This is a genomic window from Variovorax frigidus, assembly GCF_051216515.1.
In the GTDB taxonomy this organism is placed as follows: Bacteria; Pseudomonadota; Gammaproteobacteria; order Burkholderiales; family Burkholderiaceae_C; genus Variovorax.
Map to the genome: position 1 here is coordinate 189,233 of NZ_JBPJZF010000006.1, position 26,074 is coordinate 215,306.

Here is a 26,074-nt window from a genome sequence, read left to right on the forward strand (position 1 = left end):
AAAATTGGGCCCATGAGCTTCTCCACCGTTTCCGCCCTTTCCCCCCTCGACGGCCGCTACGCCGCCAAGCTGGCCGCGCTACGCCCCCTGATGAGCGAACAGGGCTACATGCACCGGCGCGTGCAGGTCGAGGTGGCCTGGTTCATCGCCCTGTCGGACTGCGGCTTCGCCGAGTTCAAGCCGCTCACGCCGGGTGCCCGCAAGTACCTGATGGGCCTGGTCGCCAATTTCTCCGAGGCCGATGCGCTGGCCATCAAGGAGATCGAGAAGACCACCAACCATGACGTGAAGGCGGTCGAGTACTGGATCAAGTCGCGCTTCGAGGCCCGGCCCGAGCTGCTGAGCGCGGCCGAGTTCGTGCACTTCGCCTGCACCAGCGAGGACATCAACAACACCAGCCATGCGCTGCAGATCCAGGCCGCGCGCGAAAAGGTGCTGCTGCCCGCGCTCGACGGCCTGGTCGCCAAGCTGCGCGAGATGGCGCACCAGTTCGCCGACGTGTCGATGCTGGCCCGCACCCACGGCCAGACCGCCAGCCCGACCACCGTCGGCAAGGAGATCGCCAACGTCGCGGTGCGCCTGGCCAAGGCGCGCGACCAGATCGCCGGCGTGCAGCTGCTGGGCAAGATGAACGGCGCGGTCGGCAACTACAACGCCCACCTGGCCGCCTGGCCCGAATTCGACTGGGAAAGCTTCAGCCGCAAGGTCATCGAGACGCCGGCGCCGCTGGGCCTGGGCCTGAGCTTCCAGCCCTACAGCATCCAGATCGAGCCGCACGACTACATGGCCGAGTTGTTCGACGCCGTGGCCCGCGCCGACACCATCCTGATCGACTTCTCGCGCGACATCTGGGGCTACGTGAGCCTGGGCTACTTCAAGCAGCGGCTCAAGAAGGGCGAGATCGGTTCGTCGACCATGCCGCACAAGGTCAACCCGATCGACTTCGAGAACGCCGAAGGCAACCTGGGCCTGGCCAACGCGGTGCTCCGCCACCTGAGCGAGAAGCTGCCGATCAGCCGCTGGCAGCGCGACCTGACCGACAGCACGGTGCTGCGCAACATCGGCGTGGCCTTCGGCTACGCGACGCTGGCCTATGCGAGCCTGGCCACCGGCCTGGGCAAGCTCGAACTCAACGAGGAAGCGCTGGCCGACGACCTCGACGCGTCGTGGGAAGTGCTGGCCGAGCCGATCCAGACCGTGATGCGCCGCTTCGGCGTGCAGGGCGCCTACGAGCAGCTGAAGGAAGTCACGCGCGGCAAGACCGTGACCGCCGAGGCACTGCACGGGCTGATCCGCTCGCTCGGAATTCCCGAGGCCGAGAAGGAACGCCTGCTGGCGATGACGCCGGCAAGCTACACCGGCAAGGCCGCCGAACTCGCCCGCCGGATCTGAGCCTTCGCACGGCGGGGGGGTACGCGCCAGCGCGCATACACTCGCGCACCCATGGCGCTCAAATCAACCATCTTCAAGGCGAACCTCGCGGTCGCCGACATCGACCACGGCTACTACGCCGACCACGCCCTCACGCTCGCACGCCATCCGAGCGAAAACGACGAACGCATGATGGTCCGGCTCATCGCGCTGGCCCTGAACGCGCACAAGCTGCAGAGCGTGTGCGACGGCGACGGCGTGCTGGGCTTCGGCGCCGGCCTGTCGAACCCCGACGACCCCGACGTGTCCCTGCGCGACTTCACCGGCCGCACGCGCGTCTGGATCGAGGTCGGCCAGCCCGAGGAAAAGCCGTTGCTCAAGGCCTGCGGCAAGGCCGACGAGGTGCTGCTCTACTGCTTCAGCCATGCGGCCGGCATCTGGTGGAAGGGCATCGAGAACAAGCTCACGCGGCCCGACAACCTGCAGGTCTGGCGCATTCCCAGCGAAACCTCGCAGGCCGTGGCCGCGCTGGCGCAGCGCAGCATGCAGCTGCAGGCGACCATTCAGGAAAACACGCTGATGCTGGGCGACGGCAAGAACAGCATCGACATCGAGCTGCAGCGGCTGAGGTAGCCTTCAGCCGGCGTGCCTGAACGCGGCCGCCAGCAGCGCGATCCCAGAGCACAGCAGCAGGCCGTCGATCAGGTACTGGAAGGTGCGCGGCCCGAGCCGCAGCACCGCCACCTTGCCGACGAAGGTGCCGGCCATCAGCGACGCGCCCACGAGCAGGCCCTGCAACAGCACGGGCAGGGGCAAGGCACCCATGCCACCGAAGGCCAGCACCTTGCTCACGTACAGCGCCAGCGACGAAGCCGCCTCGGTCGAGAGGAAGGCGCCCTGCACCAACCCGTAGGCCGCGAACACCGGCACGCTGAGCGGGCCGGTCGAGAGCACCAGCCCGGTGAGGTAGCCGATGACCGCGCCCGCCACCGCGAGCTGCCACAGCCGCACCCGGAAGTCGTGCGCGCGCAGCCAGTGGCGCAGCGGCACCATGGCGAGGAAGAACAGGCCCAGGCACACCTCGATCACCGTGGGCGACAGGGCCAGCAGCGTGCGCGCACCCAGCGCCGCGGCCGGTGCGCCTGGCACCGCATAGGCGGCGAAGGCGCGCCAGTCGACCTCGCGCCACCAGGCGAGCACGCGTGCCAGGTTGGCCATCACAGCCGCGACGGCCATGATCGGCACCGCCTGCTTGGGGCCGAAGGCCCAGACCAGCACCGGCAGCAGCATCAGGGAGGAGCCGGTGCCGATCACGCCGCTGACGGCGCCGGCCAGCAAGCCCACGGCGAGGACGAAGAAGTAGGCGGTCAAGGCAGGGAAGCGGGCATCATGGTGCCGCACTGCCAGCATTGCTCGAAGCCGCCTTCGACCAGTTCGCCGCAACTGCAATGCCAGCGCCGCTGCGGCCGGTTCTGCAGGTCGTGCAGCGCGCGCAGGGCGGTGTCGAACTGGTCGTCGTCCTCGATCCAGACCTCGGGCAGGCACTGGTCGGGCGGCAGTTGGCCGACGACCGCGCCCAGGTACTCGCGTTGCACCGACACGTCCAGGCCTTCTTCGCGCAGCGCATGCGCCCAGAGCGTCGCGATCGCGAGGTTGGGGGCCTGGGCCAGTCGGCGCATGGGCGGTTCAGTCCTTGCCGTTCGCGTCGGGCGGGTCGGCCGCTTCGTCGGCGGGCGCGTTTTCGCGCGCCCGCTCGGCGTAGGTGTTGAAACGCCAGGCCTTGTCTTCCATCGTGATGCGGCGCCAGGTCTGGCGTTTCTCGGCCGGCGTCATGGCGGGCCAGTACTGCACCTCGTCGAAGCTGCGGCCGCAGCCCTTGCATTCGTCGTCGCCCTGGCTGGTGGAGCAGATCGCGATGCAGGGCGTGTCGATGGTGCTGTCGTACCAGGCGAGCCAGGCGGCCCATGCCTCGGCAGGGAAGCCGACTTCGTCGACCTCGTCCTCGTGGTAATAGACCATCAGCGCGTAGACCTTGGCCAGCGCGCGCAACTCGGGCGCGAGCGTGATGCCGTCGGGCGACGGTTTCTTCTCGCGCCAGTGGTTGATGGCAGCCTCGATGTCGGTGATGTGAATGGCGGCCATGGAAAGGAAAAAATGCAGGGACGGCATCATAGTTCGGCAAAGTCCTGGGTCACCCAAAGGATATGGGCTGCTCTCATTTTCAGAGCAACAAAGCGAGAGACGCCAACGATTTCAGGATGCTTTTTCTACAACGCTCGCGGCCACCGGTTGCCACACCGGCGCCGCGGATGCTCTAATCCGCGCCACGAAGGGGAGTAGCTCCCGCCTGCGGCTTGCGCCGCGGGTATCGCCAGGTCGTCAATACGAAGCACAACAACTTCCGGCCTGTCGGGCCGCGCCATGCGCGGCTGAGCAAGACCTTCGATTTGAACCTGCAAGGGTTGGATCGAAGCGATTGTGCGTTCCGGAAGATTCCGGTCTCGTTCCGCCGCGTCGATCCGATCCCTGCCGGTGAATCGAAACGAAAAGAGGAATCCAATGGAACAATTCATGGCCCCGGAGTTCTGGGTCGCGGTCGGTCAGATCATCATGATCGACATCCTTCTGGGCGGCGACAACGCGGTGGTGATCGCGCTCGCCTGCCGCAAGCTTCCCCCTGCACAGCGCACCAAGGGCATCCTGTGGGGCACCGCCGGTGCCATCGTGCTGCGCGTGATCCTGATCTTCTTCGCGCTCACGCTGCTCGCCATTCCGTTCCTCAAGGTCGTCGGCGCGCTGCTGCTGGTCTGGATCGGCATCAAGCTGCTGGCACCCGACCATGACGACGCGCACGGCAACATCGCCGGCAGCGACAAGCTGTGGGCCGCCGTCAAGACCGTGATCATTGCCGACCTGGTGATGAGCGTGGACAACGTGATCGCCATCGCCGGCGCCGCACAGGGTGCAGGCGAAGGCCACCAGATGCCGCTCGTGATCTTCGGCCTGCTGGTCAGCATTCCGATCATCGTCTGGGGCAGCCAGCTGGTCATCAAGCTGATGGACCGCTTCCCGATGATCATCACGCTGGGCGGCATGCTGCTGGGCTGGATCGCCGGCACGATGCTGATCTCCGACCCGGCCGTCGTCCGCCTGGACGCCTGGACCTGGGTGCCGAAGATCCCGCAGACCGACACCATCAAGTACGCCGCCGGCATCGCGGGTGCGCTGGTCGTGCTGGCCATCGGCAAGTGGGTTGCCTCGCGCCGTCCGAAGGCGCACGATACGGCCACGGTCTGAATCTGCGTCCCGGGCCTCTCTCACTCTAACTATCCAAAGGAGCGCATCGTGGAAAAGATCATTCTCTATGTCGATGACGCGGCCTACGCCCGCGAGTTTCTCGCCAAGGCGCCCGCCGATACCGTGGGCGCCGGTGCCAAGCACTGGGTGCTGGTGGCCTGCGCGCCGCGCATGACGCATCGCATCAGCAAGTGGGTGAGTCACAGCGCGCGCGAGAACTGGCGCGGCAAGTGGTTCGCCAAGACGCAGGAGCAGGTGCTGCCGCTGCTGCGCCGTCCCGGCGACGAAGTGACGCCGGTGCTGGCCCAGGGCTCGCTGACCGACCTGACGCAGCGCCTCAAGCTCGAGCACGGCGCGGCCCGCGTGATCGATGCGCGCCGCCCGAAGCTGGGCGTGGACATGGAGCCGGTGACGCCGGGCCAGAAGCCGGCCGGCCACACCGGCTGGGCGCTGCCGGGCGCGACCCTGGGACTTGGGGCCCTGCTGGTGCTGGCGAACGAACTCGCCGAGTAACGCTGTTCTCGCGCTTTTCGCGCATCCAGCCCGCAACGGCCGCCTTCGGGTGGCCGTTGTGCTTTGTGCGTCCGCAGCCGCCGGTGGGGTATCCTGCCCCGCATGCGATTACTCATCCAATGGCTTCTGAGCGCGCTGGCCCTGCTGGCGGTGACCTACATCTACCCTGGCGTGCAGGTGAGCAGCTTCACCTCGGCGCTGATCGCCGCGGCCGTGATCGGCTTGCTCAACATGGTGGTGCGGCCGGTGCTGGTGGTGCTCACGCTGCCGGTCACGATCGTCACGCTCGGCCTGTTCCTGTTCGTCATCAACGCGTTGATGTTCTGGGCCGCCTCGGGCCTGCTGAGCGGCTTCGTCGTGAACGGCTTCGTGGCCGCGCTGATCGGCTCGCTGATCTATTCGCTGCTGCGCCTGCTGATCGAAGCCGCGCTGGGCGGGTTCACGAAGCGCTGAGGTTCTCTTCGCGGGCCAGTTGGCCCAGCGTCTCGTAGACCATGCGCGGCGGCTGGACCTGCCAGCCGAGCCGTTCGCGGATCGCGACCACCGCGCGCATCGCCAGCAGCGAGTGGCCACCGAGGTCGAAGAAGTTGTCGTCCAGCGCAACCGCATCGATCCCCAGCAATTCGCACCAGATGGCCGCGATGGCCCGTTCCGACGGCGTCGTCGGCAGCGCGCTGCGGACCTTCGCCTTCTGCCGGACTTCGGCCTGCGGCGCCGGCAATGCGTTGCGGTCGATCTTTCCGTTGGGCAGCAGGGGCAGCGCCTCGAGCCACACCAGCTGCTGCGGCAGCATGTACTCGGGCAAGCGCGTGCGCAGGAAGGCACGCAGCATGGCCGCATCGGGCGGCGTGCCGCGCGGCACAGCGTAGGCCACCAGCTGCACATCCTCTTCGCGCCGCGCCTGGGTGACGACCACGCCCTCCGCGACGTCCGGATGGTCGAGCAGCGCCACCTCGATTTCGCCGAGTTCGATGCGCCGGCCGCGCAGCTTGACCTGCCGGTCCAGGCGCCCCAGGTGTTCGAGCTGACCGTCGTGGCGCCAGCGGCCCAGGTCGCCGGTGCGGTAGCAGCGGGCCTCCGGCGCCACGCTCTCGGCGTCGGGCGGGAAGCGGTCGGCCGTCAGCTCCTCGCGCTGGTGGTAGCCCAGCGTCACGCCGAGGCCGCCGATGCAGAGTTCACCGGGCACGCCGATCGGGCACAGCTGGCCGTTGACATCGCGCACCTGCACGTCGGTGTTGGCGATGGGCCGGCCGATGGCGATGCCCGCGCGCGGCGCCACGACGCGCCAGACCGTGGACCACACGGTGGTCTCGGTGGGTCCGTACATGTTCCACAACGTCACACCGCCGGCCAGCAGACGCTCGGCCAGCGCCAACGGCAGGGCCTCGCCACCGATCAGCGCCTGGAAGCGCGCGCTGCCGGAAGAACGGCGCCAGCCCGCATCGAGCAGCATGCGCCACAGCGTGGGCGTGGCCTGCAGAACCGTGATCGCCTGGTGCTCGCTCAGCGCGCCCAGCGCATAGGGATCGCGCACCTGCTCGGCATCGGCAATCACCACCCGCGCGCCCACCGCCAGCGGCAGCATCAGTTCGAGCACCGCGATGTCGAAGGACAGCGTGGTCACGGCCAGCAGCCGATCGTCGGCCGTGAGGCCCGGCTCGCGCGCCATGCTGGCCAGGAAGTTGACCACCGCGCGGTGCGGCACCACGACGCCTTTCGGCCGGCCGGTCGAACCCGAGGTGTAGATCATGTAGGCCGCATCGAGCGGCCCCGCATCATGTCGTGCATCGGGCGCCAGGGCCTCCCGCGCGTGGCCGGCGAGCAGCGCATCGCCGTCGAGGCTCAGCCGCGGCACGCTGCTGTGGGCCAGTCCGTCGGGCGCCACGCCGCGCGTCAGCAGGGCCGACAGGCCCGCGTCCGTGGCCATGAACTGCAGGCGCTCGGCGGGGAAATCCGGGTCGAGCGGCACATAGGCCGCGCCCGACTTGAGCACGCCCAGCAGCGCCACCAGCATGGTGGTGTCGCGTGCCACGCTCAGGCCGACGCGCTGGCCGCGCCCGATGCCGCGCGCGCGCAGCGCACGGGCCAGCGCATTCGAGCGCTCGGCGAGTTCGCCGTAGGTCAGCTGGGAGCCGGCCGAATCGACGGCCGCGACCGTGTGGGCCGACGCTGCAGCAGCGCTCGCCAGGTAGCGATGCACCGTCTGCTCGGCAGGCAGCGCCGCCTGCGTGGCGTTCCAGCCCTCGCGCAGCAAGGCGCGCTGGGCCGGCGCGACGATGGCCATCGCCGACAGCGGTGCCGCGGGCTGCGCCAGCAGCCGCTCGAGCAGGGCCAGGTAGTTCTCCAGCATGCGCTCGGCGGTGGCCGGTGCGTACAGGTCGCTCGCGTACTCGAGGTGGATGCGGTGGGTGAACTCGGTGTCGATGTGCACCGACAGGTCGAACTGCGCCGTGGTCCGCTCGAAGGGGAACTCCTCCACCTCGAGGCCCGCATGGTCGAGCCGTCCGAGCGGCGCATTGAGCACGTTGAACAGCACGCGCACCAGGCCTTCGGGATGCAGCGAACGGTCGTGACCCAGCGACTCGACGAGTTCGTCGAACGGGGCCTCCTGGTGCGCATAGGCCTGCAGCGCGGTCTCGCGCACGCGCCGCACCAGCCCGTCGAAACTCGGGTCGCCGGAGAGATCGGTGCGCATCACCAGCGTGTTGACCAGCGTGCCGACCAGGTGCTCGGCGGCGAAGCGATGCCGGTTGGCCACCGGCGTGCCGACCGCGATGTCGGTGCTGCGCGCCTGGCGCGTCAGCATCAGCTTGAAGGCCGCGAGCAGCACCACGAAGGGCGTGACCGACGCGCGCGCGCAGTAGGCGCGCACGGCCGAGCGCAGCCGCACGGGCAGTGCCGCCGAAACCCGTGCGCCGCGGAAGCTGGGCCGCTGCGGCCGGGCGAAGTCGGTCGGCAGGTCGAGCGGCGCCAAATGAGCCAGCCGCGCGCGCCAGTACGCGAGTTGCGGCTGGCGCTGCGCCACCGCGGCGGGGCTGCGCTGCCAGGCGGCGTAGTCGGCGTACTCGACCGGGATCGGGTCGAGCTGCGGCGTGCGGCCCGCCTGCCAGGCAGCGTAGGCGGCCAGCGCCTCGCGCATCAGCACCGCGAAGGACCAGTTGTCGGCGATCGCATGGTGCATGACCCACAGCAGCACATGGTCGCGGGCATCGAAGCGCAGCAGGCTCGCACGGTGCAGCGGTGCCTGCGCGAGATCGAAGGGCGCGGCCAGGCGCTCGCCCAGCAGCATGCGGGCGTGTGCCACGCGATCGGGCCGTGCGGACAGGTCGATCTGCTCGATCTGGAACGACGCCGACGGCGCGATGCGCTGCACCGGGCCGACACCGTCGAGGGTCAGGCGCGTGCGCAGGCTCTCATGGCGCGCGACCATCAGGTCGAAGGCCCGCTGCAGCAGCGCGACATCGAGCGCACCGCGCACGCGCAGCGAGACCGCCACGTTGTAGGCCGAGGAGGCAGGATCGAACTGCTGGATCACCCACATGCGCCGCTGCGACAGCGACACCGGCAGCGGGCCGTCGCGCGGCATCCGCACCGGCGCAGCGACCGGCGCCGACGCGCTGCCGTCGGCGGCCGCGAGCAGCCGGGTCACATGGTCGGCCAGCGCCGCGACGCTGGTGTGCTCGAACAGGTCGGCCAGCGGCAGCTCGATGCCCATCTGCTGGCTCACGCGCGTGGCCACCTGCGTCATCAGCAGCGAGGTGCCGCCGAGTTCGAAAAAACTCTCGTGCACGCCGAAGGCGGTGGTGTCGAGCACCTCGCGCCAGATGTCCCACACCGCCTGCTCGGGCGCATCGCGCGGCATCAGGTGCAGCGCGCGCGCCGGGGCGTCGGCGTCGGCCTGCGCGGCCGGGTCGCCGCTGGCGTCGCGCGCCACGAGCGCCTGCACGTCGAGCCGGTGCGCGAGGTAGTGCTGGCGGGTGCGTCGGCGCTGGATCTTGCCGCTGGAGCTGCGCGGCAGCGAGCCCGAACGCACCAGCACCACCGCTTCCACGGGCAGGCCGTGCGCGTCGCCGATGGCACGCCGCACCGCGGTCGCGACCGCTTCGGCATCGAGCACCGACGCGCGGCGCTCGGTCTCCAGCGCCAGCACCAGCACTTCGCCGTCCGGCGTGTCGACCGAGAAGGCGGCGCCGTAGCCGGCACGCAGCGCGGGGTGCGCGTGCTCGGCGGTCCATTCGAGGTCCTGGGGGTAGTGGTTGCCGCCATGGACGATCACCAGGTCCTTGAGCCGGCCGGTGACGAAGAGTTCGCCCTGGTGCAGAAATCCGAGGTCACCGGTGCGCAGGAAGGGCCCGCGCCCATCGGGCAGCCGGCCGCCGAAGGTCGCTTCGGACAGCGACGGCTGCCGCCAGTAGCCGTCGCCCACGCTGGGCGAGCGCACCCAGATCTCGCCCACCGCATCGGCCGCCGCCGTGGCGCCGGTCACGGCATCGACGATCTCCACGTCGGTGTCCGCCAGCGGCGGCCCGCAGCCGACCAGCCGGGTGGCGGGTGCCGTGGCGGGTGCGCCGTCGGCCAGCGGCACGACGCGGTCCTGCAGCAGGGCGCCCGCGTCGACCGCCAGCAGAAGGGGCGGCCGATCGGGTGGCGAACTGCTCACGCCGAGCACGGTCTCGGCCAGGCCGTAGGCCGGCAGCAAGGCTTCGGGCCGCAGGCCGGCCCGGCCGAACTCGGCCAGCACGCGCTCGAGCGTCTCGACACGGATCGGTTCGGCACCGCAGCTCAGGGCGACCAGCGACGAGAGGTCGCCGGCCGGCGCCGCGCCGTCGAGCGCGCGCAGGCAGGCCAGGTAGGCCGACGGCGGTGCGCCCGAGTGGGTGATGCGCAGCGCGGTGATCGCCTCCAGCCAGCGCAGCGGCCGGCGCAGGAAGGCCAGCGGCGACATCAGCCAGCTCGTGACGCCGGCGCAAAGGGGCGCGATCACGCCGAAGATCAGGCCGTAGTCGTGGAAATGCGGCAACCAGGTAAGGGCCCGGCTGCGGTCATCGACCCAGGTGGCCGCATGGAGCGCGCGCACATTGGCCAGCACCTGGGCATGGCTCACCCGCACCCCGCGCGGTGCCAGGGTCGAGCCGGAGGTGTATTGCAGATAGGCCAGCGCATCCGGCGCCGCGGGCGCCGGGAGAGGGGCCACGCCGGTCAGATCGTCGGCGGCGATCCAGCGCGCGGCGGTGAACATCCCGGGCTCGAAGACCTGACGCGCCGCCTCGCGCAGCGAGGCAGAGGTCCACACCCAGGCGGCGGCGGTGTCGTCCAGAATGCCGCGCAGGCGCGGCGCGCTGCGCAGCAGCCGCACGGGATCGGGGGCCGGCACGGGCACCGCGACACAGCCCGCCAGCATGCAGGCCCAGAAGGCACGCACGAAATCCAGCCCCGGCGGCAGGGCCAGCAGCACCCGGTCGCCCGGCCGTGCGATGGCCGCCAGGCCGCGCGCCAGTGCGCGCACCTCCGCCGACAGCGCGCCATGGCTCAGTTGCTCGGCGACCGACAGGTCGTCGCGCAAGAAGACATAGGCCAGACGCTCCGGGTGTGCGCTGCACTGGGCGTCGAAGACGTCGGACAGGGTTTTTGAAAACACAATAGCTACATTGTGTTTCACGTTTGACGGTTTCGAGTCAATCCTGCCGCGTTCCAACGGGCATTGCTCTGCAATCGACGCCGACTTCGGCGTCAACGCAACGGCGGGTCGGCCTGCTGCGCCTGCAGCAGCACGTCCACCGCCCGTGCGCGGGTGTCGATGATCGAGGCTTCGTAGTGGTCGCCGCCGCCGCGCGCCAGGTCCTGGGCGGCTTTGAAGCGGTCGCGCGCGCCGGCGTAGTCGAGCACGGCGACGTTGGCCTCGGCATCGGCACGCACGGCGCGCAAGGCGTCGTTCTGCGCACCGTAGAGGGTGGACAGCGCGTGCCAGGCGCCAGCGTCGCGCGGATGCAGCGCGACCCAGTCGCGCACGGGCGCGACCATCGGGCCCGGCTGTCGCATGGCCACGGCCGCCTGCGCGGCCAGCAGCAGCTCGGCGCGGGTGCGGGGGGCGGCACCGGGCTCGAGCAGGGCCGCGGCCTGCGGTGCCGCGCCGGCCGCCAGGTACAGCTCGGCACTCAGCAGCCGCGCCAGCCGGGCCGCGGCCGGATCGGCCGCCACGTGGGCCGTGAGCCGGTCGGCCAGGCGGCGGGCCGTGCGGGGGTCGTGCAGTTCGCTCGCGCCCAGCGCCCCGGCGTAGAGCAGACCGGCCTGCTGCGCGGGCGCGCGGCGCGCGAAATCGGTGCCGCCGGACGCTTCCACCCCCTGGCGCAGCACGTCGGCGCCGGGCCGCGACATCACGCGGGCGCGCGCGGCCATCATGGCGTGGTCCATCTGCAGCACGGGCTTGGGCGCCGCGCCCGCCACGGCCCCTGCCGCGGGCACGGCCGAGCCCTCGCCGCGGAACTGGAAGCGCGCCTGCATGTCGGCGATGCGCTCGCTGTTCAGCGGATGGCTGCGCAGGTAGGGATAGGAGCCGTTGTCGTTGAGGCGCGAGGCGTACTGCAGCTTCTCGAACATCGAGGCCGCGCCCTGCGGCGCGAAGCCGGCCTGCGTCATCACGCCGAAGCCGACGCGGTCGGCCTCGCGCTCCATGTCACGCGAGAAGTCGAGCTGGCTCTGCATGGCCAGCGCCTGGCTGCCCATCAGCACCGCTTGGCCCGCGTCGCCGTTGCGGCTCTTGCCGGCGGCGATCATGCCCAGCACCATCGCCGCCAGCAGCAGCGGCATCTGCCGGCTCTGCTTGGCCATGATGCGGGCGATGTGCCGCTGCGTCACGTGCGAGAGCTCGTGGCCCAGCACGGTGGCGAGCTCGTCGCGGCTGTCGGTCACGGCGATCAGCCCGAGGTGCACGCCCAGATAGCCGCCGGGCAGTGCGAAGGCGTTGATGCTGCGGTCGCGGCCCAGCAGCACGGCCCAGGCGAAGCGCTCGTCGAGTTCGGGCGTGAGCTCGCCGCGCACGCGGGCCGCGGCCATCAGCGGCTGCCAGACCGACTGCACGTAGTCGACCAGCACCGGGTCGTCGATGAAATCGGGATCGCGGTAGAGCTCGCGTGCGATCTGGTCGCCGAGCCGGCGTTCGGCCGCGGCCGTCATTTCGCCGCCGTCGCCCATGCCGGGCAGCAACTGGGCGTGGGCCAGCGGCGGCAGCAGGCATTGGCCGGCGATCAGCACGGCCACGCAGGCCCGGCGCCAGGCAGGGCGTACAGAGGAGGAAACGGCGGTCCAGTGCGGCATGGGTCGCGGCATCGCGGGTGACGGAACGGACTCGTATGATGCACAACCTCAGCGAACGTTCACCTCCCATGAGCACCCTCACCCATTTCGACGCCCAAGGCCAGGCCCACATGGTGGACGTGGCGGCCAAGCCTGCGACCCACCGGGTGGCCGTGGCCACCGGCCGCATCGAGATGCAGGCCCACACGCTGGCGCTGATCGAATCGGGCACCGCGAAGAAGGGCGACGTGCTGGGCATCGCGCGCATCGCCGGCATCCAGGCCGCCAAGAAGACCAGCGACCTGATCCCGCTGTGCCACCCGCTGGCCCTGACGCGCGTGGCCGTGGCCTTCGTGCTGACCGAGGGCGGCGTGCCGCAGGTGGTGTGCACCGCCACGGTCGAGACCGTGGGCCCCACCGGCGTCGAGATGGAAGCGCTGACCGCGGTGCAGGTCGCGCTGCTCACCATCTACGACATGTGCAAGGCGGTCGACCGCGGCATGACGATCACCGACGTGCGCGTGCTGGAGAAGCACGGCGGCAAGTCGGGGAGCTATGTGGCGGACTGAGCGAGATTTTCGATCGTCTTCGCGTCGGTGCGGCGCGCCGAATGGCCATTCGGCGGATGATAATAATGGTGTAAATAATTTACACCATTCAATCGCATCCATGACCAACGACACCACCCCTCCTCTTGACGACGCCGCATCGCCCAGCGACAGCACGGACGCGACTGCGGCGGCACCCGCTGCCCCGGCAGCCGCACCGGAAGCACCGACCGCATCGGCACCGTCGCTGCCCGCGAGCGCGCCGGCCGTGACCACAGCGCCCCGCAAGAAGGCCGCAACGGCCAAGCGCCCGGCCCCCCAGGCCGTGACCGCGAAGACGCGCACCAGGACGCCGCCGAAGCCCGCCCCGGCCAAGAAGCAGCCAAGCGCATCGGCCACGCCCCCGAAGGTCGTGACGGCGAAACGCCCGGCACCCCAGAAGACCGCAGCGGTGAAGACCGGCGCACGCAAGGCCACGGTCCAGGCCGCCGCCAAGAAGGCCGCAGCTCGCAAGGTCGAAGCCTCGAAGCCCGTGGCCGTGAAGCCGATCCCACCGGCGACGCCGGTGAAAGCCTCGCCGCGCCAGGCCGCGGTCAAGCCCGTCAAGGCAGTGAAAGCCGTCAAGCCGACGCCACCCACCGGCAAGAAGGCCAAGGGTGCGAAGTCGACCTCGAAGGCCGTGCCGAAGCCGCTGGCCGTCCAGAACGACGGCGCCAAGGCCAAGCTGGTGCGCGACAGCTTCACCATGCCGCAACCCGACTTCGCGCTGATCGCGGTGCTCAAGGATCGGACGCTGGGCTTCCAGCGGGCGACCAAGAAGAGCGAACTGCTGCGCGCCGGTCTGCATGCGCTGGCGCGCCTCGCCGACGCCGAGCTGCGCGCCGCGCTCGACACGCTGGCGCCGCTCAAGGCGGGCCGTCCGAAGAAGAAGGCTTAAGCGGGCTCGGCCACGGCGGCCGGCACTTCGGCCGCGCGCGCCGCCATCCACGACTGCAGCATCACCAGCGACCAGACGTGCGTCCAGTTGACGCGCCGGTCGTTGGCCAGGAAGCGCTGCCACAGGGATGCCACTTCGGCGCGCTCGAACAGGTCGGTGCGGCCCAGCTGGTCGAGCGACGCGGCGCAGAAATCCTTGAGGTCGTTGCGCAGCCAGCGGTCCCACGGAAACGAGAAGCCCTTCTTCGGGCGATGCACGATCTCCGGCGGCAGCAGTGAGCCCATGGCGTCGACCAGCGCCTTCTTGGGCGTCTTGAAGTCGCTCTTCATCGCGTCGGGCATGCGCAGCACGTACTCGATCAGCCGGTAGTCGAAGAAGGGTTCGCGGATCTCCAGGCCCCAGGCCATGCTCATCTGATCGGTGTCGCGCAACAGCACGTCGAGCGTGTAGCCCGACAGTTCGGCGATCGAGTACTGGCCCAGCAGCGGAAACGCCGACGCTTCGCCGAAGTTGACGTGTTCCCAGCCGCGTGCGTGCGCGTCGGCCGGGAAGGTCAGCAGCTTGTCGAGGTCGCCGCGCACGAACACGCTGCGGCTCGCGCCGTAGAAGGACGACAGGTCCAGGTTGCCGCCGCTCGTGAGGTCGTTGAGCTTGGACAGCGCCCGCGACTTGAGCACCGCGCTGGCCGCGCCCACGCCCTGACGGAACAGCGGATGGCCGAACAGCTTCTTGTGGCGCGACACCGTGAGCCAGCGCTCGAAGCCCGGATAGCCCGCGAACAGCTCGTCGCCGCCCAGGCCCGAGAGCGCGACCTTGATGCCGGTCTGCGCCACCAGCTTGGAGACGATGAAGGTGTTGATGCCGTCCAGCGTCGGATGGTCGGTGCGGCGGATGTAGTCGGGCAGTATGCGCACCACCTCCTGCGGATCGAGCAGCAGCTCGGTGTGCCGCGTGCCGTACTTTTTCGCGACGATCTGCGCGTACTCGCGCTCGTCGAATTCCTTGTCGTCGAACACGATGGAGAAGGTGTCGACCGGCTGGTCGTGGTGCTGCGCCATGAGCGCGACCACGGCCGAGGAATCGATGCCGCCCGAGAGGAAGGCGCCCACCGGCACGTCGGCCACCATGCGCATCTGGATCGAGGCGTCGAGCAGCTGGCGCAGGGTCGCGGTCACGCGGCCGTAGTCGGCGTAGGCGTCGGCGGCGATCGGCTGCGTCGGGGCGCCCGTCAGGTGCCAGTAGATGCGGCGCTCGAAGGCGTTCTCGGTCAGCGTCGCGCATTCGCCGGGCAGCAGCTGCTCGACGCCCTCGAGGATGGTGTGCGGCGTCTTCACCGACACGCCGCCCAGGTACTCGCGCAGCGACTGGCGGTCGATGCGCCCGTCGCTCGCGCCGGCCGCGATCAGGCCGCGGACTTCCGAGCAGAAGGTGAAGCGGCCGGGCTGCTGCACGAAGTAGAAGGGCTTCACGCCCATGCGGTCGCGCGCGATGAAGAGTTCGCGCTTGTGCTTGTCCCAGATCGCGATCGCGAACATGCCGTTCAGGCGCGACAGGCAGTCGGCGCCCCAGCGGATGAAGGCGGCCAGGATGACCTCGGTGTCGGAGTGCGTCTTCCACGCGTAGTCGAGCTGTGCGCGCACTTCCTTGTAGTTGTAGATCTCGCCGTTGAAGACCATCACATAGCGGCCGGTCGCTTCGGTGAAGGGCTGGTTGGCAGCGTCGCTGACGTCGATGATCGACAGCCGGCGCTGGCCCATCAGCACGCCGTCGGCTTCGTAGCGGCCCTCGGCATCGGGGCCGCGGTGCTGCATCGCCGTGTTCATGCGGTCGATGGCCGATGGGTCCGCGCTGTGGTCGAAACTGATGATTCCTGCGATTCCGCACATGGTGGAGGGGGCCGGTGGGCGTTGAAGGTTGAGGGGCTCAGGCAGGCTGCGCGTGCGAGGCCAGCGTCTGCGCGTAGATCGCCACGATGCGGTCGAGCGCGGCGTCGGAGTCGAAGCGCCGCACCTGCGAAAGGCCGTGCTCGATGGCCGAGCGGCGCGCGTCGTCGTCCAGGTCGACCACCTGCGCGAGCACGGCGGCGGCGGCGGCGGTCCAGGTGTCGTCGGCCGGTGCCGAGGCATCGGCCGGCGGCACGTAGAAGGCCGCGTCGCCCGCGACCTCGTTCATCGGCGCGGCGTCGGTCGTGATGACGGGACAGCCCGAGGCCATGGCTTCGGCGATCGGCCAGCCGAAGCCTTCGGCGATCGACGGGAACAGGAAGGCCGTGGCCGTGCCGTACAGGCCGACCAGCACGTCGTCGGCCACGCTGGACAGGAAATGCACCTCGTCGGGCGCCTGCATGCGCAGGCGCTGGGCGACGAGCGCGTCGGTCGGCGGTGGCCCGACCATCAGCAGCGGCAGGCCCTGCGGTGTGCCGCGGCGCCAGCGGTCGACCATCGCCAGCACGCCGCCGCGGTTCTTGTACCAGACGTCCACGCCCACGTGCAGCAGGAAGCCGCGCGACAGGTCGATGCCCAGTTTGCTGCCGAGTGCGATGCGCCCGGCCGCCACATCGGGCGCCGGATGGAACTGCGGGTTCACGCCGTTGTAGACCACCTCGCACACCGGCTTCGGGCCGATGAAGCCGCGCAGATCCTGCTCGGTCTTCTTCGAGATCGCGATGAAGCGGCGCCCCTGCGTGAAGCCGTTGCGGATATAGCGCTGGTAGAGCCGGCCCGTGAGGCCCGGCCGGTTCAGCGGCACGCGGCCCAGCGCCGAATGCTGCGCCAGCAGGTCGTGGCAATGGATCACATGGGGCTGCGAGGCCACCAGCGGCACCCACGGGCCGAGCGCGTGATCGCTGAATACGTACAGCGTGTCGGCGGGCTGCCTGGCCTTCTCGCGCCGCACCCAGCGCGGAAAGACGATGAACTGGTCGAGGTAGCCCATCCACTTCTTGAAGCGCTGGGGCACCGGCCAGGCATGGAACAAGGGCTGCGGCGCCCAGATGCGCACCGTGTGGCCGCGGCGCAGCAGGCCGTCGGCCAGCCAACGGGTGTAGCGCGGCATGCTGGCCGAGCCCAGGAAATCCGGATGGGCGAACAGCACGACGTTCATGCTTCGGCCTGCATCGTCTTCAACGCCGCGAGCAGGCGCCGGGCCGCTTCGTCGGCCTCGAAGTTCTGGCGGTAGACCGCGTACGCCGCGGCACCGCGCGCCGCGCGCTCGGCCGGTGACAGCGCGCGCCAGCGCGTGAGCAGGCGCAGCACGCCGGCTTCGTCGTCGTCTTCGACCAGGCCGCCCGCCTCGCATTCGCGCCAGATGTTGACCTCGTTGCTGATCAGCACCGGCCGGCCGCAGGCCATGGCCTCGACCACGGAGATGCCGAAGTTTTCCTGATGGCTGGGCAGCACGAAGGCCTCGCAGCCGTAGAGCGCGCCCCATTTCTCGTCGCCGCGCAGCATGCCGGGAAAGTGCACGTCGGGCTGGCCCGCGGCCATCGCCTGCAGCGCGCGCCCGTGCTCGCTGTCCAGGCCCGGACCGGCGATGACCAGCGCGGGCAGGTCGGCGCCTTCGCGGCGCAGCGCGAGGTAGGCGCCCAGCAGCAGGTCGGTGCCCTTCTTCTCGTGCACGCGGCTCAGGAACAGCAGGTACGGCTTGGTCCCGAGCGTCGGGCAGCGGGCCGCGAAGGCGGCCGCCATGCCGTCGTGCCGCGGCGGCGGCGCCTGGATGCCGTAGCCCACGTCCAGCTCGCGGCGCGGCTGGTAGGGCGAGAAGGGCTCGCGCGCCAGCAGCAGCTCCTGGGCGCAGGTGAACAGGATCGCATCGGCGCCGTGGATGGCCGCGCCCTCGAACAGGCGCCAGGCGATGGTGTTGCGCAACGCCTTCCAGCGGCGCTCCGGCGCGCGCTGGAAGTAGGGGTCGAGCATGCCGTGCGGCATGACGCAGAAGCGCGGGCCGGTCTGGCCGGTCTGCCGGCGGTACTGCTTGAGCGCGCCCCAGGTGCCGGCGTTGTTGTGCAGCCAGAGACCGTGCGCGATCACCACGTCGAAGCGCTCGAGGTTCTGCAACAGCCAGGGGCGCAGGGCCGGGCAGTAGGCGTAGGGCGTGCGGGCCGGGCCGATGGCGTGGATCGGAAACGGGTCCTGGCCCAGGAAGGCCGCATCGGGCGCGTCGAAGCTCAACACCTCGTTGTGCACGCCCAGCGCGGTCAGCGCCGGCACGATGTTGCGGATTCCCTGGCAGGGGCCCCCATGCACCGGGTCCATGCTGGAAATGACGCGCAAGATTCTCATGGGCCTCTCATGAACCGACAAAAGTAAGTTCAAAGTTTTAACAAAGGTCTCGATTGTCGCGATGCTGTGACATTTCGCAACCTCCATCCGCTTCTTTTTCGACCGGTTCGCCCCGCATCCAGCGGGCATATTCCTCCGAATAGGCGATCTTGAAGCGTGCCGCCCACGCGAGCGCCTGGTCGTCGCGCCCGATGAGCGTGGCGCTTTCGATCAGCTTGGCGACCACGCGCGGCTCGGGCGAGAAGTGCAGCGTACGCTGCGCCAGCGCGTTCACCTCGGCCGCATTGGCCCGGGTCACGGGCAGCAATGACAGTTCGGCAAAGCGCACCTGGCCCGCAAACAGCCACGAGCCCTGCAGCCTGGCCAGCGTGTCGTCGCGCCAGGGCGGCAGGCGCTCGGCGCGGACGGCGTAGATCTGGCTGATGCGCAGGTAGTCCCAACCTGTGTAGCCGACCACCGCGATCGCCAGCGCGGCCACGACGCCGCCGATGCGTGGCCCGTCGACCACCGTAGTCGCCCTCGCCGACGCGGCCGGCCAGAGCAGGCCCAGGCACAGGCCGAAGACCAGCTGGAAGGGCCCGTACCAGAGCGGGTACTCGAGCAGGCTGTGCAGCACGATCGCCCCAAGCACGCCCCAGGCCAGCAGCCGCTGCGGGTCGCGCTCGCGCCAGGGCCGGGCGGCCAGCACCAGCGCGGCGAAGCCCGTGCACAGCAGCACCGCGGCCGGGACACCCAGTTCCACCGCCAGGTGCAGCGGCAGGTTGTGGGCGTTGTCCAGGATCTCGATGAAGCGCGGCCCGTCGTACAGATGGCTGAAGTGCGCATAGCTCAGCTCGCCCCACCCCCAGCCCCGCCAGGGATGCACGGCGATCAGCTCGATCACGTTGCGCCACAACAGCATCCGGGCATTGCCTTCGGGCGCGCCATCGCGCAGCCGCTGCAGCATGCCTTCGACCTCCGCCCCGGCCAGCATCGGCAAGGCCCAGGCGGCAATGAAATACGCGGGGATCAGTGCCAGCAATAGCCCGGGATGAGGCAGGCGCAGGCGTGTGCCCGATGCACTGCGGCGCTCGCCCCAGGCCAGCGCCGCCGCCAGGATGCTGATCGCCGCCCATTGCAGCAGCCCGGTGCGCGACGTGGCCGCGGCGGCGGCCAGGGTCAGCAGCACCAGTCCTGCCAGCCAGCCCAGGCGAGCACGGCCGCCGAGCCCGGCGTAGAGCCACAGGGCGGCCACAAGCGCCATGCTGATCAGCGTGGCGAACTGGTTGCGCTGGCGCAGGTTGCCGTAGGCCTGGCCGAGTTCGGGTGCGGTGGTGAAGGGCGCGAGCGCCGCGGCAGCGCCGTAGTACTGAAACAGGCCCAGCACCGCGCTGACCAGGCCCGCCGCCAGCAGGCCCAGCGCGAAGGCGCGCGTTCCCGGGGCGTCGGGCGTCCGCGCGAAGCCCGCCCCCACGCAGGCCGCCATCGCTGCGACCGCGATCGCGACACAGGCGCCCAGGAACTGGCCCGTGTCCTGGCCCCGGCCCCCCACGATCGCCAAGGCCAGCGCGCCCAGCCACAGCAGCACCCCGCGCGACGGCATCGCCCGTGGGCCGAGCCACCAGAGCAGCGCTGCGCACAACCAGCTGACGAGCAGTTGCCAGACGTTCGCGGAGGGGCCGGCGACGAGGGGGGAGAGGAAGGGGGAGGCGAGGAGGAGGGCGTATCCGAGGCCGTTCGACGGCCAACGGCTTGCCTGGACGTTGAGATGCATGGACCCCCTAGGAGTGAAAAATTCACGGATCGGATTGCCCGACCGCTCCACTCGGCGCCCACCCAGGTCCGTTCGTCGCCGGGGGACGCCGAAGTACGGCGCCCAACGGTACAAATTGCTACATTTGAAAACTGTTCGCCATTCACCTACTTTGGCGTTCGGATTACGCCCTACTCATTCATGAAAAAACTTCCACGTCTGGCCTGCATGACGACAAGCCTCTCGGACGTGTTCTTTTGCGGAACCGTGCGCTCCGCCATACGGGGTTTTACCCTACTCGAGCTCATGGTGGTGCTGGCGATAGCAGCCATCCTGATGGCCGTTGCCGTGCCCTCTTTCGGGCTGCTGATCCAGAAGAACCGGCTGGCGACCCAGACCAATGCCTTCGTCGGCGACCTCCAATTCGCGCGCGCGGAAGCGATCAAGCAGGGGCAGCCTGTCACGATCTGCGCATCATCGGACGGCTCCACCTGCCTGGGCACCACCACCTGGGGCACAGGCTGGATCGTGTTCGCCGACCCCGACAACACCAAGACACGCGACACGACGAAGCCGTCCGAAGCGGTACTCCGAACGCAAGCGCGCTGGACCTCCTCGGACACGTTCACGGCGAGCAACAGCATCGCTGCCATCTCCTACAGCCGCGACGGCTTTGCGCTGGGGCTCTCGGGCACGATCACGTTGACGATGCGCACCAATCCGTCGAATGCACAGACCACCCGTTGCGTGACGCTGAGCCTCGTCGGTCGCCCGCAGGTCGTGTCGCCCAACGGAAGCAATTGCACATGAAGCGCCTGGTCCTGCCGTCGTCCGAACGCGGCTTCACTCTCATCGAAGTTCTCGTGGCCATCCTGCTGGTCTCGATCGGCATCTTCGGCTTCGCCAAGATGCAGGCCTTGGCGCTGTCGAGCACTCAGGTCTCCAGCGCACGCTCCATCGTGTCGATGCAGGCCAGCAGCCTCGCTGCAGCCATGCAAGGCAACAGGACCTACTGGGCATCCGGCGCGGCTCCCGCCAGTTTCAGCACGGCGCAGTCCACCGTGACCGATGCCACCGGCGTGCTCTCGGCAACCGTGGGCTCCTGCACAGCGGCCGCTAAACCTGCCACCCCTGTGTGCACGTCCGCGCAACTGGCCGCATGGGACGTGCAGCAATGGGCTCTCAACCTCGCAAACCTGCTGCCGACATCGAGTTCTAACGTCAGGTGCAGCACGTCGACCAGTGTCCCGGTCAGTTGCGTGCTGACGATCAGCTGGAAGGAGCGCTACGTCGCCTCCACCCGGGCCACCGCATCGGACAGCGCCGCCACCGGCGGTTCGCGCTCGTTCACCCTGTACATCGAACCATGACCACCTCCATGACAACGCGGCAGCCGCGCCGGCGCATACGGCAGACCGGCTTCGGCCTGATCGAACTCATGGTGGCGCTAGCGATCTCGCTCTTCGTGCTGGGAGCGGTACTCAGCATCTATCTCAACATGAAGAACACCTTCAACACGCAGGGCCAGCTCACCGATCTGCAAGACAGCCAGCGTCTGGTCCTGACCATGATGACCACGACGATCCAGTCCGCCGGCTACTTCGTGAACCCGCGCACAGACACACAAAGCGCTGCGCTCCCGGCGGCGACCGTGACCGGTGCCGACGGCAGCACGTCGGTCTTTGCAGCCGGACAGGCCATCGTCGGCACCGGCAGCGGCAGCGGCAGGGCTGCCGCCAGCGATGCCGTGACGGTCCGCTACCAGACCGCCAACAACGACGGACTGATGAACTGTCAGGGCGCCACCAACACCTCCGGCGCGACGACCATCTACTCGAACCGATTCGCCATCAATGCCAGCAATGAATTCACCTGTACGGTGGGCAGCGGCAGTCCGGTGGCTCTGGCGAGCAACGTCGACAAGATGAGCATCCTGTACGGCGTCGATACCGATGGCGACGTCAACAACGCCATCGACACCTACCTGCCCGCGTCGGCGATCACCGATGCCGGCCTGTGGGCCAATGTGTACACGGCCCAGATCAAGCTCGTCTTCCTGGACACGACGGCATCCAAGCCCGGTGCGCCTGTGACCATGCCCCAGCCTCTCGTCCAGACCATCAACCTGATGAACCGCCGGTGAACCAACTCATGCTCCCCCGTTCGCATTCGAGAGGCAGAGCAGCGCAGCAGGGCATTGCCCTGATAACAAGCCTGCTGATCCTGGTTATCGTCACCCTGGTTGCCGTGAGCATGTACAGAAGCTTCGGGCTTCAGGAAAAGATCACCGGCAACACCCTCGAGAAACAGCGCTCGCTGCTCGCCGCCGACAGTGCGCTGCGCTACGCGGAATGGTGGATCAATCAGGGCAACACCGGTACCGGCTCAGCCTGCGCCGGTGTCCAGGCGAACATGAAGATCTGCTCGAATGCCCTGGGCACGCCCGCTGTGCTGCCATGGACCAGCCGCTACGAATACAAGCCGCCCTCGATGACCGTCCTGGCCGGCGGCGGCCTCAATACGGCGACGAGCGGCGTGGTTGGCGACGTCAACTACGCCACCACCCCCAGCCTGTACATCTCCTACCTCGGCATCGGCCCCGACGGAAAGTCCATGCTCTACCAGGTCACGGGCGTGGGATACGGCGGCAGCACCACCAGCGCGAGCGTTCTTCAGAGCACCTATGCGATGACCTATGCCACCAAAGACCTGAGCGGACCTTGATGAAAGCCCTTATGACGTCCACACCACTCCGATCCGCGTGCGCACTCGCCCTGCTGGGCTTGTCGGCCATCGGCGCGCATGCGCAGCTCGTCATCAGCGACACCCTCACAGGCGGGTCGTCCTCTTACCAATGGCAAAGCCTCAACGGCGCCTGCCTCACCGCCGGCGACGGTTCGGGGACGATTCCAAAGTGCGTCGGACTGCCCTACTACAACAACAAGATCCAGGTCGGCGGCGTGAATGCAACCGGCCGATTGGGAACAACCGGCGACCCTGTCGGGCAAGGCGCTTTGCGACTGACCAACGGCGCAGTCGACACCGGCGAAAACGGCAACAACCAGACCGGCGCGGTCTACTCGAAATTCGACTTCCCATCGAATCAAGGGCTCGAAGTCACCTTTCAGACAGCGACCTACGGCGGCAATGCATACACGAACCACCGCGATCAAAAGTCCGGTGCCGACGGCATTGCCTTCTTTCTGGTGAATGCCGATCAAGTAACCGCGGTCAATGCACAGACCACTACCGGTGCATTCGGCGGTAGTCTCGGCTACAGCTGCGCGAACACCAAAGGCACGAACGATGGATTGCTGGGCGCTTATATCGGTCTCGGCATCGATGAATTCGGTAACTTCTCGAACCCTGGAGACAACACGGCCAGCGGCCCCGGCCAGGGCGCTGGCCGTGTGACCCTGCGGGGCGCCGGCAACATCACATGGGCCTGGTTGAATCAAAACTACCCCAACTACTACCCGTCCAGCGTGAGCAACAAGCAGGCTGCGGTCGGAAACACGTGCCGCACAGGCACGTTGTGGAACTACAACCGAACGTCGCCAAGCAACACCGGCACGCAAATCCGCACCTATCCCTACATTGCCCACAGCGATCTGCCCTCCGGCTCGACGCTCTATAGCCAAGAGGCCGTAGCGAAGCCGACGCGCACTGCAGCGACACCTATTACCTACGGCCTCAAGATCACGCAGGATGGCCTGCTCAGCCTCTCGTACAGCATCAATGGCGGCACGACGACGCCGGTGATCACGAACCAGGCGATCACGGCCTCCAACGGAGCGCTGCCGTCCAAGTTCCGCTTCGGATTCAGTTCCGGCACCGGCGGCGGCAGCAACGTGCACGAGATCATGTGCTTCAAGGCGGCGCAGATCAACGCGTCGGCAAGCTCCGCCGGCATCAATATCCAGCAATCGGCCAAGGTGCAGGTCGGCACTCAGCTCTACCTGGCCTACTACCATCCCACCAACTGGTGGGGCCAGATGACAGCACAGAATCTGGTCGAGGACGCGACGACCAAGACCGTGTCCATCAATCCTGTGGCGAATTGGGACGCGAGCTGTGTTCTGACCGGAGGGACTTGTACCGCAACGGGCTCGTCCAATACCGTCCAAGCTTCTGCGCAGCGAAACATCCTGACCTGGAGCGGCAGCGCAGGGACGCCACTCGCCTGGGATTCGCTCACCGAGGCGCAAAAGACCGCGCTTGGCGCCACTTCGCGACTGTCGTATCTGCGAGGCGACCGCACCAACGAAGTGACAACCGCAGGAACTGGCACGTTCAGGGTGCGCAACAGTGTGCTGGGAGACATCGTCAACTCCAGCCCGACGTGGGTCGGCGCACCCACGCTGCCCTACAAGGGCGTGTGGACTGACGCGTTGTTCCCGACCGCGACCATGCCCGAAGGCGGGACGAGCTACGCGGCCTTCGCAACGACCAATGCAACGCGGACCAATGTGGTCTACGTGGGCGCAAACGATGGTCTGCTGCATGGCTTCCGCGCAGGGGCTTACACCGCGGGCGGCGCCTTCGACACGACGGCATCGAACGATGGACGCGAACTGCTGGCCTACATGCCGAATGCGGCACTGACCACGATCCGGTCCACGACGCCAGCGCTCGACTATTCGTCCCCGCAATACAGCCACAACGCCTTCGTCGATGCGACGCCCGGTACGGGAGACCTCTACTACGGCGGGGCATGGCACACGTGGCTCGTCGGCGGCCTGGGCGCGGGGGGCAATGCCACCGGCGTGGTCGGCGATGCCACCTCGATCGCTACAGGCACCCTCTACGCACTGGAGGTCACCGACCCTGGCAACTTCAGCGAAACGAATGCCAGCAGCCTGGTCCTGGGCGAATGGAACTCCAGCACGCTGAGCTGCACGGGAGACACGTCAGGGTCCCTGTGCAAGGACAGCCTGGGCAGCGTCTACGGCACACCGATCATCCGGCGCCTTCACGACGGCAATTGGGCCGTTCTCTTCGGCAACGGCTTGAACAGCAAGTCGGGCAAGGCAGGTCTGTTCGTCATGACGGTGAACCAGACAACCGGCGCCAAGACTTTCCGCTTTCTCGAAGCCGGCACGGGCTCCGGTCCGCAGACCACCAGCGGCACCATCACGGCGCGCAACGGCATCGCCTATGTCACGTCGGCGGATCTCGACGACGACCACGTGACGGATTACGTCTACGCAGGCGACGTGTTCGGGAACGTCTGGCGCTTCGATCTCACCAGCAACTCGGCTTCGAACTGGGCGGTCCGCGCCGCCCCGATCTTCGCGGCCGGCTCGCAGCCGATCACGACGCGGGTCACCGTGACTTCCTCCATTGCCGCGTCCATCGAGCCCCGGGTGCTGGTGAGCTTCGGAACCGGCCAGATCAGGCCGCAGACGCTGACCTCGTCGGCAACGCCCACCACCGGCGCACAGGCGATCTACGGCATCTGGGATTGGGATATGTCGGCCTGGAATGCCAAGAGCGGCAGCCAATACACCAGCTTGACCGGCACTCAGACCGTCAACACCACGACGCTTCAGACGCAGACGGCGACCACGCTGGCCTACAACAACGGCAACATCTCGGGCGTGCGGACCGTGACCCAGAACGCCGTGTGCTGGAAAGGCTCCACCACCTGCGGTGCCGCGGCGTCGAGCAATCTGCACTATGGCTGGCGGCTCGTGTTGCCGGGCACGAACGAACAGATCGTCTACAACCCCGTGATCTCGGACGGCCTGTTCCTGGTCAATACGACGCTCCCGGCCGTCACCCAGACGCTGACCTGCGACGTGCAACCCGCCTCGGGCTTCACCATGGCCATCGCCCCCGAGACCGGCGGTGCGCCTCGCTCTTCCTACTTCGGAGACGCCACCAACAATGTCATCACCACCAACGGGCTGGTGGTGGCGGGCATCGGGCTGAGCGGTGTAGGCTCACCTTCCATCGTCAGCACCGACACCAAGAAGTATTTGGCGACGCAGACCGTAAGCGGCGTCGGGTCGGTCACGCAGGTCAATCCAGGGGCGAATGGCAAGGGTGGGCGCATGACATGGATCAAACTGCGTTGATGCATCGCGGTTGTGAAAGAAAT

The 26,074-nt window shown here is 68.5% G+C and carries 21 protein-coding genes; 12 read left to right on the top strand and 9 right to left on the bottom strand.

Annotated elements, in window-relative coordinates; all coding sequences use genetic code 11:
• The first annotated feature begins 12 nt into the window (after positions 1 to 12).
• Positions 13 to 1,392, top strand: coding sequence for an adenylosuccinate lyase (gene purB, locus ACSFBC_RS18955; protein ID WP_435511899.1), 1,380 nt, complete (start codon positions 13 to 15; stop codon positions 1,390 to 1,392).
• 51 nt (positions 1,393 to 1,443) lie between these two features.
• Entirely contained in the window at positions 1,444 to 2,004 is a 561-nt protein-coding gene (locus tag ACSFBC_RS18960) for a YaeQ family protein (protein WP_435511900.1), read from the top strand.
• Positions 2,005 to 2,007: 3 nt separating this feature from the next.
• On the opposite strand, the gene ACSFBC_RS18965 is transcribed toward ACSFBC_RS18960, so the two are convergent.
• Genes ACSFBC_RS18965 through ACSFBC_RS18975 form a run of 3 tightly spaced genes read right to left on the bottom strand, consistent with a single transcriptional unit; the run spans position 2,008 to position 3,513 of the window.
• The gene (locus ACSFBC_RS18965; RefSeq protein ID WP_435511901.1) at positions 2,008 to 2,742 is read right to left on the bottom strand and encodes a sulfite exporter TauE/SafE family protein; all 735 of its coding nucleotides are present in this window, start codon (positions 2,740 to 2,742) and stop codon (positions 2,008 to 2,010) included.
• A complete protein-coding gene (locus tag ACSFBC_RS18970) occupies positions 2,739 to 3,050 on the bottom strand; it encodes a DUF2007 domain-containing protein (RefSeq protein WP_435511902.1) in 312 nt (103 codons plus the stop codon). Before ACSFBC_RS18970 ends, ACSFBC_RS18965 begins: the two co-directional genes overlap by 4 nt.
• Positions 3,051 to 3,057: 7 nt before the next feature.
• The gene (locus ACSFBC_RS18975) at positions 3,058 to 3,513 is read right to left on the bottom strand and encodes a DUF3717 domain-containing protein (RefSeq protein ID WP_435511903.1); all 456 of its coding nucleotides are present in this window, start codon (positions 3,511 to 3,513) and stop codon (positions 3,058 to 3,060) included.
• 417 nt (positions 3,514 to 3,930) lie between these two features.
• On the opposite strand from ACSFBC_RS18975, the gene ACSFBC_RS18980 reads away from it, so the two are divergent.
• From ACSFBC_RS18980 to ACSFBC_RS18990, 3 genes are all read left to right on the top strand, one after another.
• Positions 3,931 to 4,668, top strand: a complete 738-nt coding sequence (locus ACSFBC_RS18980) for a TerC family protein (protein WP_435511904.1) — start codon at positions 3,931 to 3,933, stop codon at positions 4,666 to 4,668.
• A 48-nt stretch (positions 4,669 to 4,716) separates the two neighbouring features.
• On the top strand, positions 4,717 to 5,181 hold the full coding sequence (locus ACSFBC_RS18985) for a hypothetical protein (RefSeq protein WP_435511905.1): 465 nt from the start codon (positions 4,717 to 4,719) through the stop codon (positions 5,179 to 5,181).
• 102 nt (positions 5,182 to 5,283) lie between these two features.
• The gene (locus tag ACSFBC_RS18990; protein WP_435511906.1) at positions 5,284 to 5,634 is read left to right on the top strand and encodes a phage holin family protein; all 351 of its coding nucleotides are present in this window, start codon (positions 5,284 to 5,286) and stop codon (positions 5,632 to 5,634) included.
• On the opposite strand, the gene ACSFBC_RS18995 is transcribed toward ACSFBC_RS18990, so the two are convergent.
• The gene (locus tag ACSFBC_RS18995) at positions 5,621 to 10,819 is read right to left on the bottom strand and encodes an amino acid adenylation domain-containing protein (protein ID WP_435511907.1); all 5,199 of its coding nucleotides are present in this window, start codon (positions 10,817 to 10,819) and stop codon (positions 5,621 to 5,623) included. The two genes, ACSFBC_RS18990 and ACSFBC_RS18995, sit on opposite strands and share 14 nt — an antisense overlap.
• Before the next feature lie 92 nt (positions 10,820 to 10,911).
• A complete protein-coding gene (locus ACSFBC_RS19000) occupies positions 10,912 to 12,507 on the bottom strand; it encodes a M48 family metalloprotease (protein WP_435511908.1) in 1,596 nt (531 codons plus the stop codon).
• Positions 12,508 to 12,563: 56 nt separating this feature from the next.
• Here ACSFBC_RS19000 and moaC point away from each other — a divergent pair, with 56 nt between their 5' ends.
• Both moaC and ACSFBC_RS19010 read left to right on the top strand, forming a co-directional pair.
• A complete protein-coding gene (gene moaC / locus ACSFBC_RS19005) occupies positions 12,564 to 13,043 on the top strand; it encodes a cyclic pyranopterin monophosphate synthase MoaC (protein WP_435511909.1) in 480 nt (159 codons plus the stop codon).
• 100 nt (positions 13,044 to 13,143) lie between these two features.
• The gene (locus tag ACSFBC_RS19010; protein WP_435511910.1) at positions 13,144 to 13,959 is read left to right on the top strand and encodes a hypothetical protein; all 816 of its coding nucleotides are present in this window, start codon (positions 13,144 to 13,146) and stop codon (positions 13,957 to 13,959) included.
• Here ACSFBC_RS19010 and asnB read toward each other — a convergent pair.
• Genes asnB through ACSFBC_RS19030 form a run of 4 tightly spaced genes read right to left on the bottom strand, consistent with a single transcriptional unit; the run spans position 13,956 to position 19,821 of the window.
• Entirely contained in the window at positions 13,956 to 15,845 is a 1,890-nt protein-coding gene (gene asnB / locus ACSFBC_RS19015; protein WP_435511911.1) for an asparagine synthase (glutamine-hydrolyzing), read from the bottom strand. The genes ACSFBC_RS19010 and asnB overlap by 4 nt on opposite strands.
• 37 nt (positions 15,846 to 15,882) lie before the next feature.
• Positions 15,883 to 17,061, bottom strand: a complete 1,179-nt coding sequence (locus tag ACSFBC_RS19020; RefSeq protein WP_435511912.1) for a glycosyltransferase family 4 protein — start codon at positions 17,059 to 17,061, stop codon at positions 15,883 to 15,885.
• Complete coding sequence (locus ACSFBC_RS19025) at positions 17,058 to 18,239, bottom strand: glycosyltransferase (RefSeq protein ID WP_435511913.1); 1,182 nt, start codon at positions 18,237 to 18,239, stop codon at positions 17,058 to 17,060. Before ACSFBC_RS19025 ends, ACSFBC_RS19020 begins: the two co-directional genes overlap by 4 nt.
• A 37-nt stretch (positions 18,240 to 18,276) precedes the next feature.
• Positions 18,277 to 19,821 (bottom strand): PglL family O-oligosaccharyltransferase, encoded by a 1,545-nt coding sequence (locus tag ACSFBC_RS19030; protein WP_435511914.1) that lies wholly within the window; start codon positions 19,819 to 19,821, stop codon positions 18,277 to 18,279.
• A 351-nt stretch (positions 19,822 to 20,172) separates the two neighbouring features.
• On the opposite strand from ACSFBC_RS19030, the gene ACSFBC_RS19035 reads away from it, so the two are divergent.
• Genes ACSFBC_RS19035 through ACSFBC_RS19055 form a run of 5 tightly spaced genes read left to right on the top strand, consistent with a single transcriptional unit; the run spans position 20,173 to position 26,051 of the window.
• Entirely contained in the window at positions 20,173 to 20,781 is a 609-nt protein-coding gene (locus tag ACSFBC_RS19035; protein ID WP_435511915.1) for a GspH/FimT family pseudopilin, read from the top strand.
• On the top strand, positions 20,778 to 21,341 hold the full coding sequence (gene pilV, locus ACSFBC_RS19040; RefSeq protein WP_435511916.1) for a type IV pilus modification protein PilV: 564 nt from the start codon (positions 20,778 to 20,780) through the stop codon (positions 21,339 to 21,341). Before ACSFBC_RS19035 ends, pilV begins: the two co-directional genes overlap by 4 nt.
• On the top strand, positions 21,338 to 22,114 hold the full coding sequence (locus ACSFBC_RS19045; RefSeq protein ID WP_435511917.1) for a PilW family protein: 777 nt from the start codon (positions 21,338 to 21,340) through the stop codon (positions 22,112 to 22,114). The genes pilV and ACSFBC_RS19045 overlap by 4 nt, the downstream gene beginning before the upstream one ends.
• Positions 22,111 to 22,695, top strand: a complete 585-nt coding sequence (locus tag ACSFBC_RS19050; protein ID WP_435511918.1) for a pilus assembly PilX family protein — start codon at positions 22,111 to 22,113, stop codon at positions 22,693 to 22,695. Before ACSFBC_RS19045 ends, ACSFBC_RS19050 begins: the two co-directional genes overlap by 4 nt.
• Positions 22,695 to 26,051 carry a pilus assembly protein gene (locus ACSFBC_RS19055; RefSeq protein WP_435512242.1) on the top strand — a complete coding sequence of 1,119 codons (3,357 nt, stop codon included), beginning with the start codon at positions 22,695 to 22,697 and terminating at the stop codon, positions 26,049 to 26,051. The genes ACSFBC_RS19050 and ACSFBC_RS19055 overlap by 1 nt, the downstream gene beginning before the upstream one ends.
• The last annotated feature ends 23 nt before the right edge of the window (positions 26,052 to 26,074 follow it).

Excerpts from the sequence above, each read along its gene's own strand:
- ACSFBC_RS19035 (WP_435511915.1), top strand. The coding sequence starts at position 20,173 with ATGAAAAAACTTCCACGTCTGGCCTGCATGACGACAAGCCTCTCGGAC.
- asnB (WP_435511911.1), bottom strand. The coding sequence starts at position 15,845 with ATGTGCGGAATCGCAGGAATCATCAGTTTCGACCACAGCGCGGACCCA.
- ACSFBC_RS19000 (WP_435511908.1), bottom strand. The coding sequence starts at position 12,507 with ATGCCGCGACCCATGCCGCACTGGACCGCCGTTTCCTCCTCTGTACGC.
- purB (WP_435511899.1), top strand. The coding sequence starts at position 13 with ATGAGCTTCTCCACCGTTTCCGCCCTTTCCCCCCTCGACGGCCGCTAC.
- ACSFBC_RS19025 (WP_435511913.1), bottom strand. The coding sequence starts at position 18,239 with ATGAGAATCTTGCGCGTCATTTCCAGCATGGACCCGGTGCATGGGGGC.
- ACSFBC_RS19010 (WP_435511910.1), top strand. The coding sequence starts at position 13,144 with ATGACCAACGACACCACCCCTCCTCTTGACGACGCCGCATCGCCCAGC.
- ACSFBC_RS18975 (WP_435511903.1), bottom strand. The coding sequence starts at position 3,513 with ATGGCCGCCATTCACATCACCGACATCGAGGCTGCCATCAACCACTGG.
- ACSFBC_RS18960 (WP_435511900.1), top strand. The coding sequence starts at position 1,444 with ATGGCGCTCAAATCAACCATCTTCAAGGCGAACCTCGCGGTCGCCGAC.
- pilV (WP_435511916.1), top strand. The coding sequence starts at position 20,778 with ATGAAGCGCCTGGTCCTGCCGTCGTCCGAACGCGGCTTCACTCTCATC.
- ACSFBC_RS19020 (WP_435511912.1), bottom strand. The coding sequence starts at position 17,061 with ATGAACGTCGTGCTGTTCGCCCATCCGGATTTCCTGGGCTCGGCCAGC.
- ACSFBC_RS18980 (WP_435511904.1), top strand. The coding sequence starts at position 3,931 with ATGGAACAATTCATGGCCCCGGAGTTCTGGGTCGCGGTCGGTCAGATC.
- ACSFBC_RS19055 (WP_435512242.1), top strand. The coding sequence starts at position 22,695 with ATGAAAGCCCTTATGACGTCCACACCACTCCGATCCGCGTGCGCACTC.
- moaC (WP_435511909.1), top strand. The coding sequence starts at position 12,564 with ATGAGCACCCTCACCCATTTCGACGCCCAAGGCCAGGCCCACATGGTG.
- ACSFBC_RS19045 (WP_435511917.1), top strand. The coding sequence starts at position 21,338 with ATGACCACCTCCATGACAACGCGGCAGCCGCGCCGGCGCATACGGCAG.
- ACSFBC_RS19030 (WP_435511914.1), bottom strand. The coding sequence starts at position 19,821 with ATGCCGTCGCGCGGGGTGCTGCTGTGGCTGGGCGCGCTGGCCTTGGCG.
- ACSFBC_RS18990 (WP_435511906.1), top strand. The coding sequence starts at position 5,284 with ATGCGATTACTCATCCAATGGCTTCTGAGCGCGCTGGCCCTGCTGGCG.
- ACSFBC_RS18970 (WP_435511902.1), bottom strand. The coding sequence starts at position 3,050 with ATGCGCCGACTGGCCCAGGCCCCCAACCTCGCGATCGCGACGCTCTGG.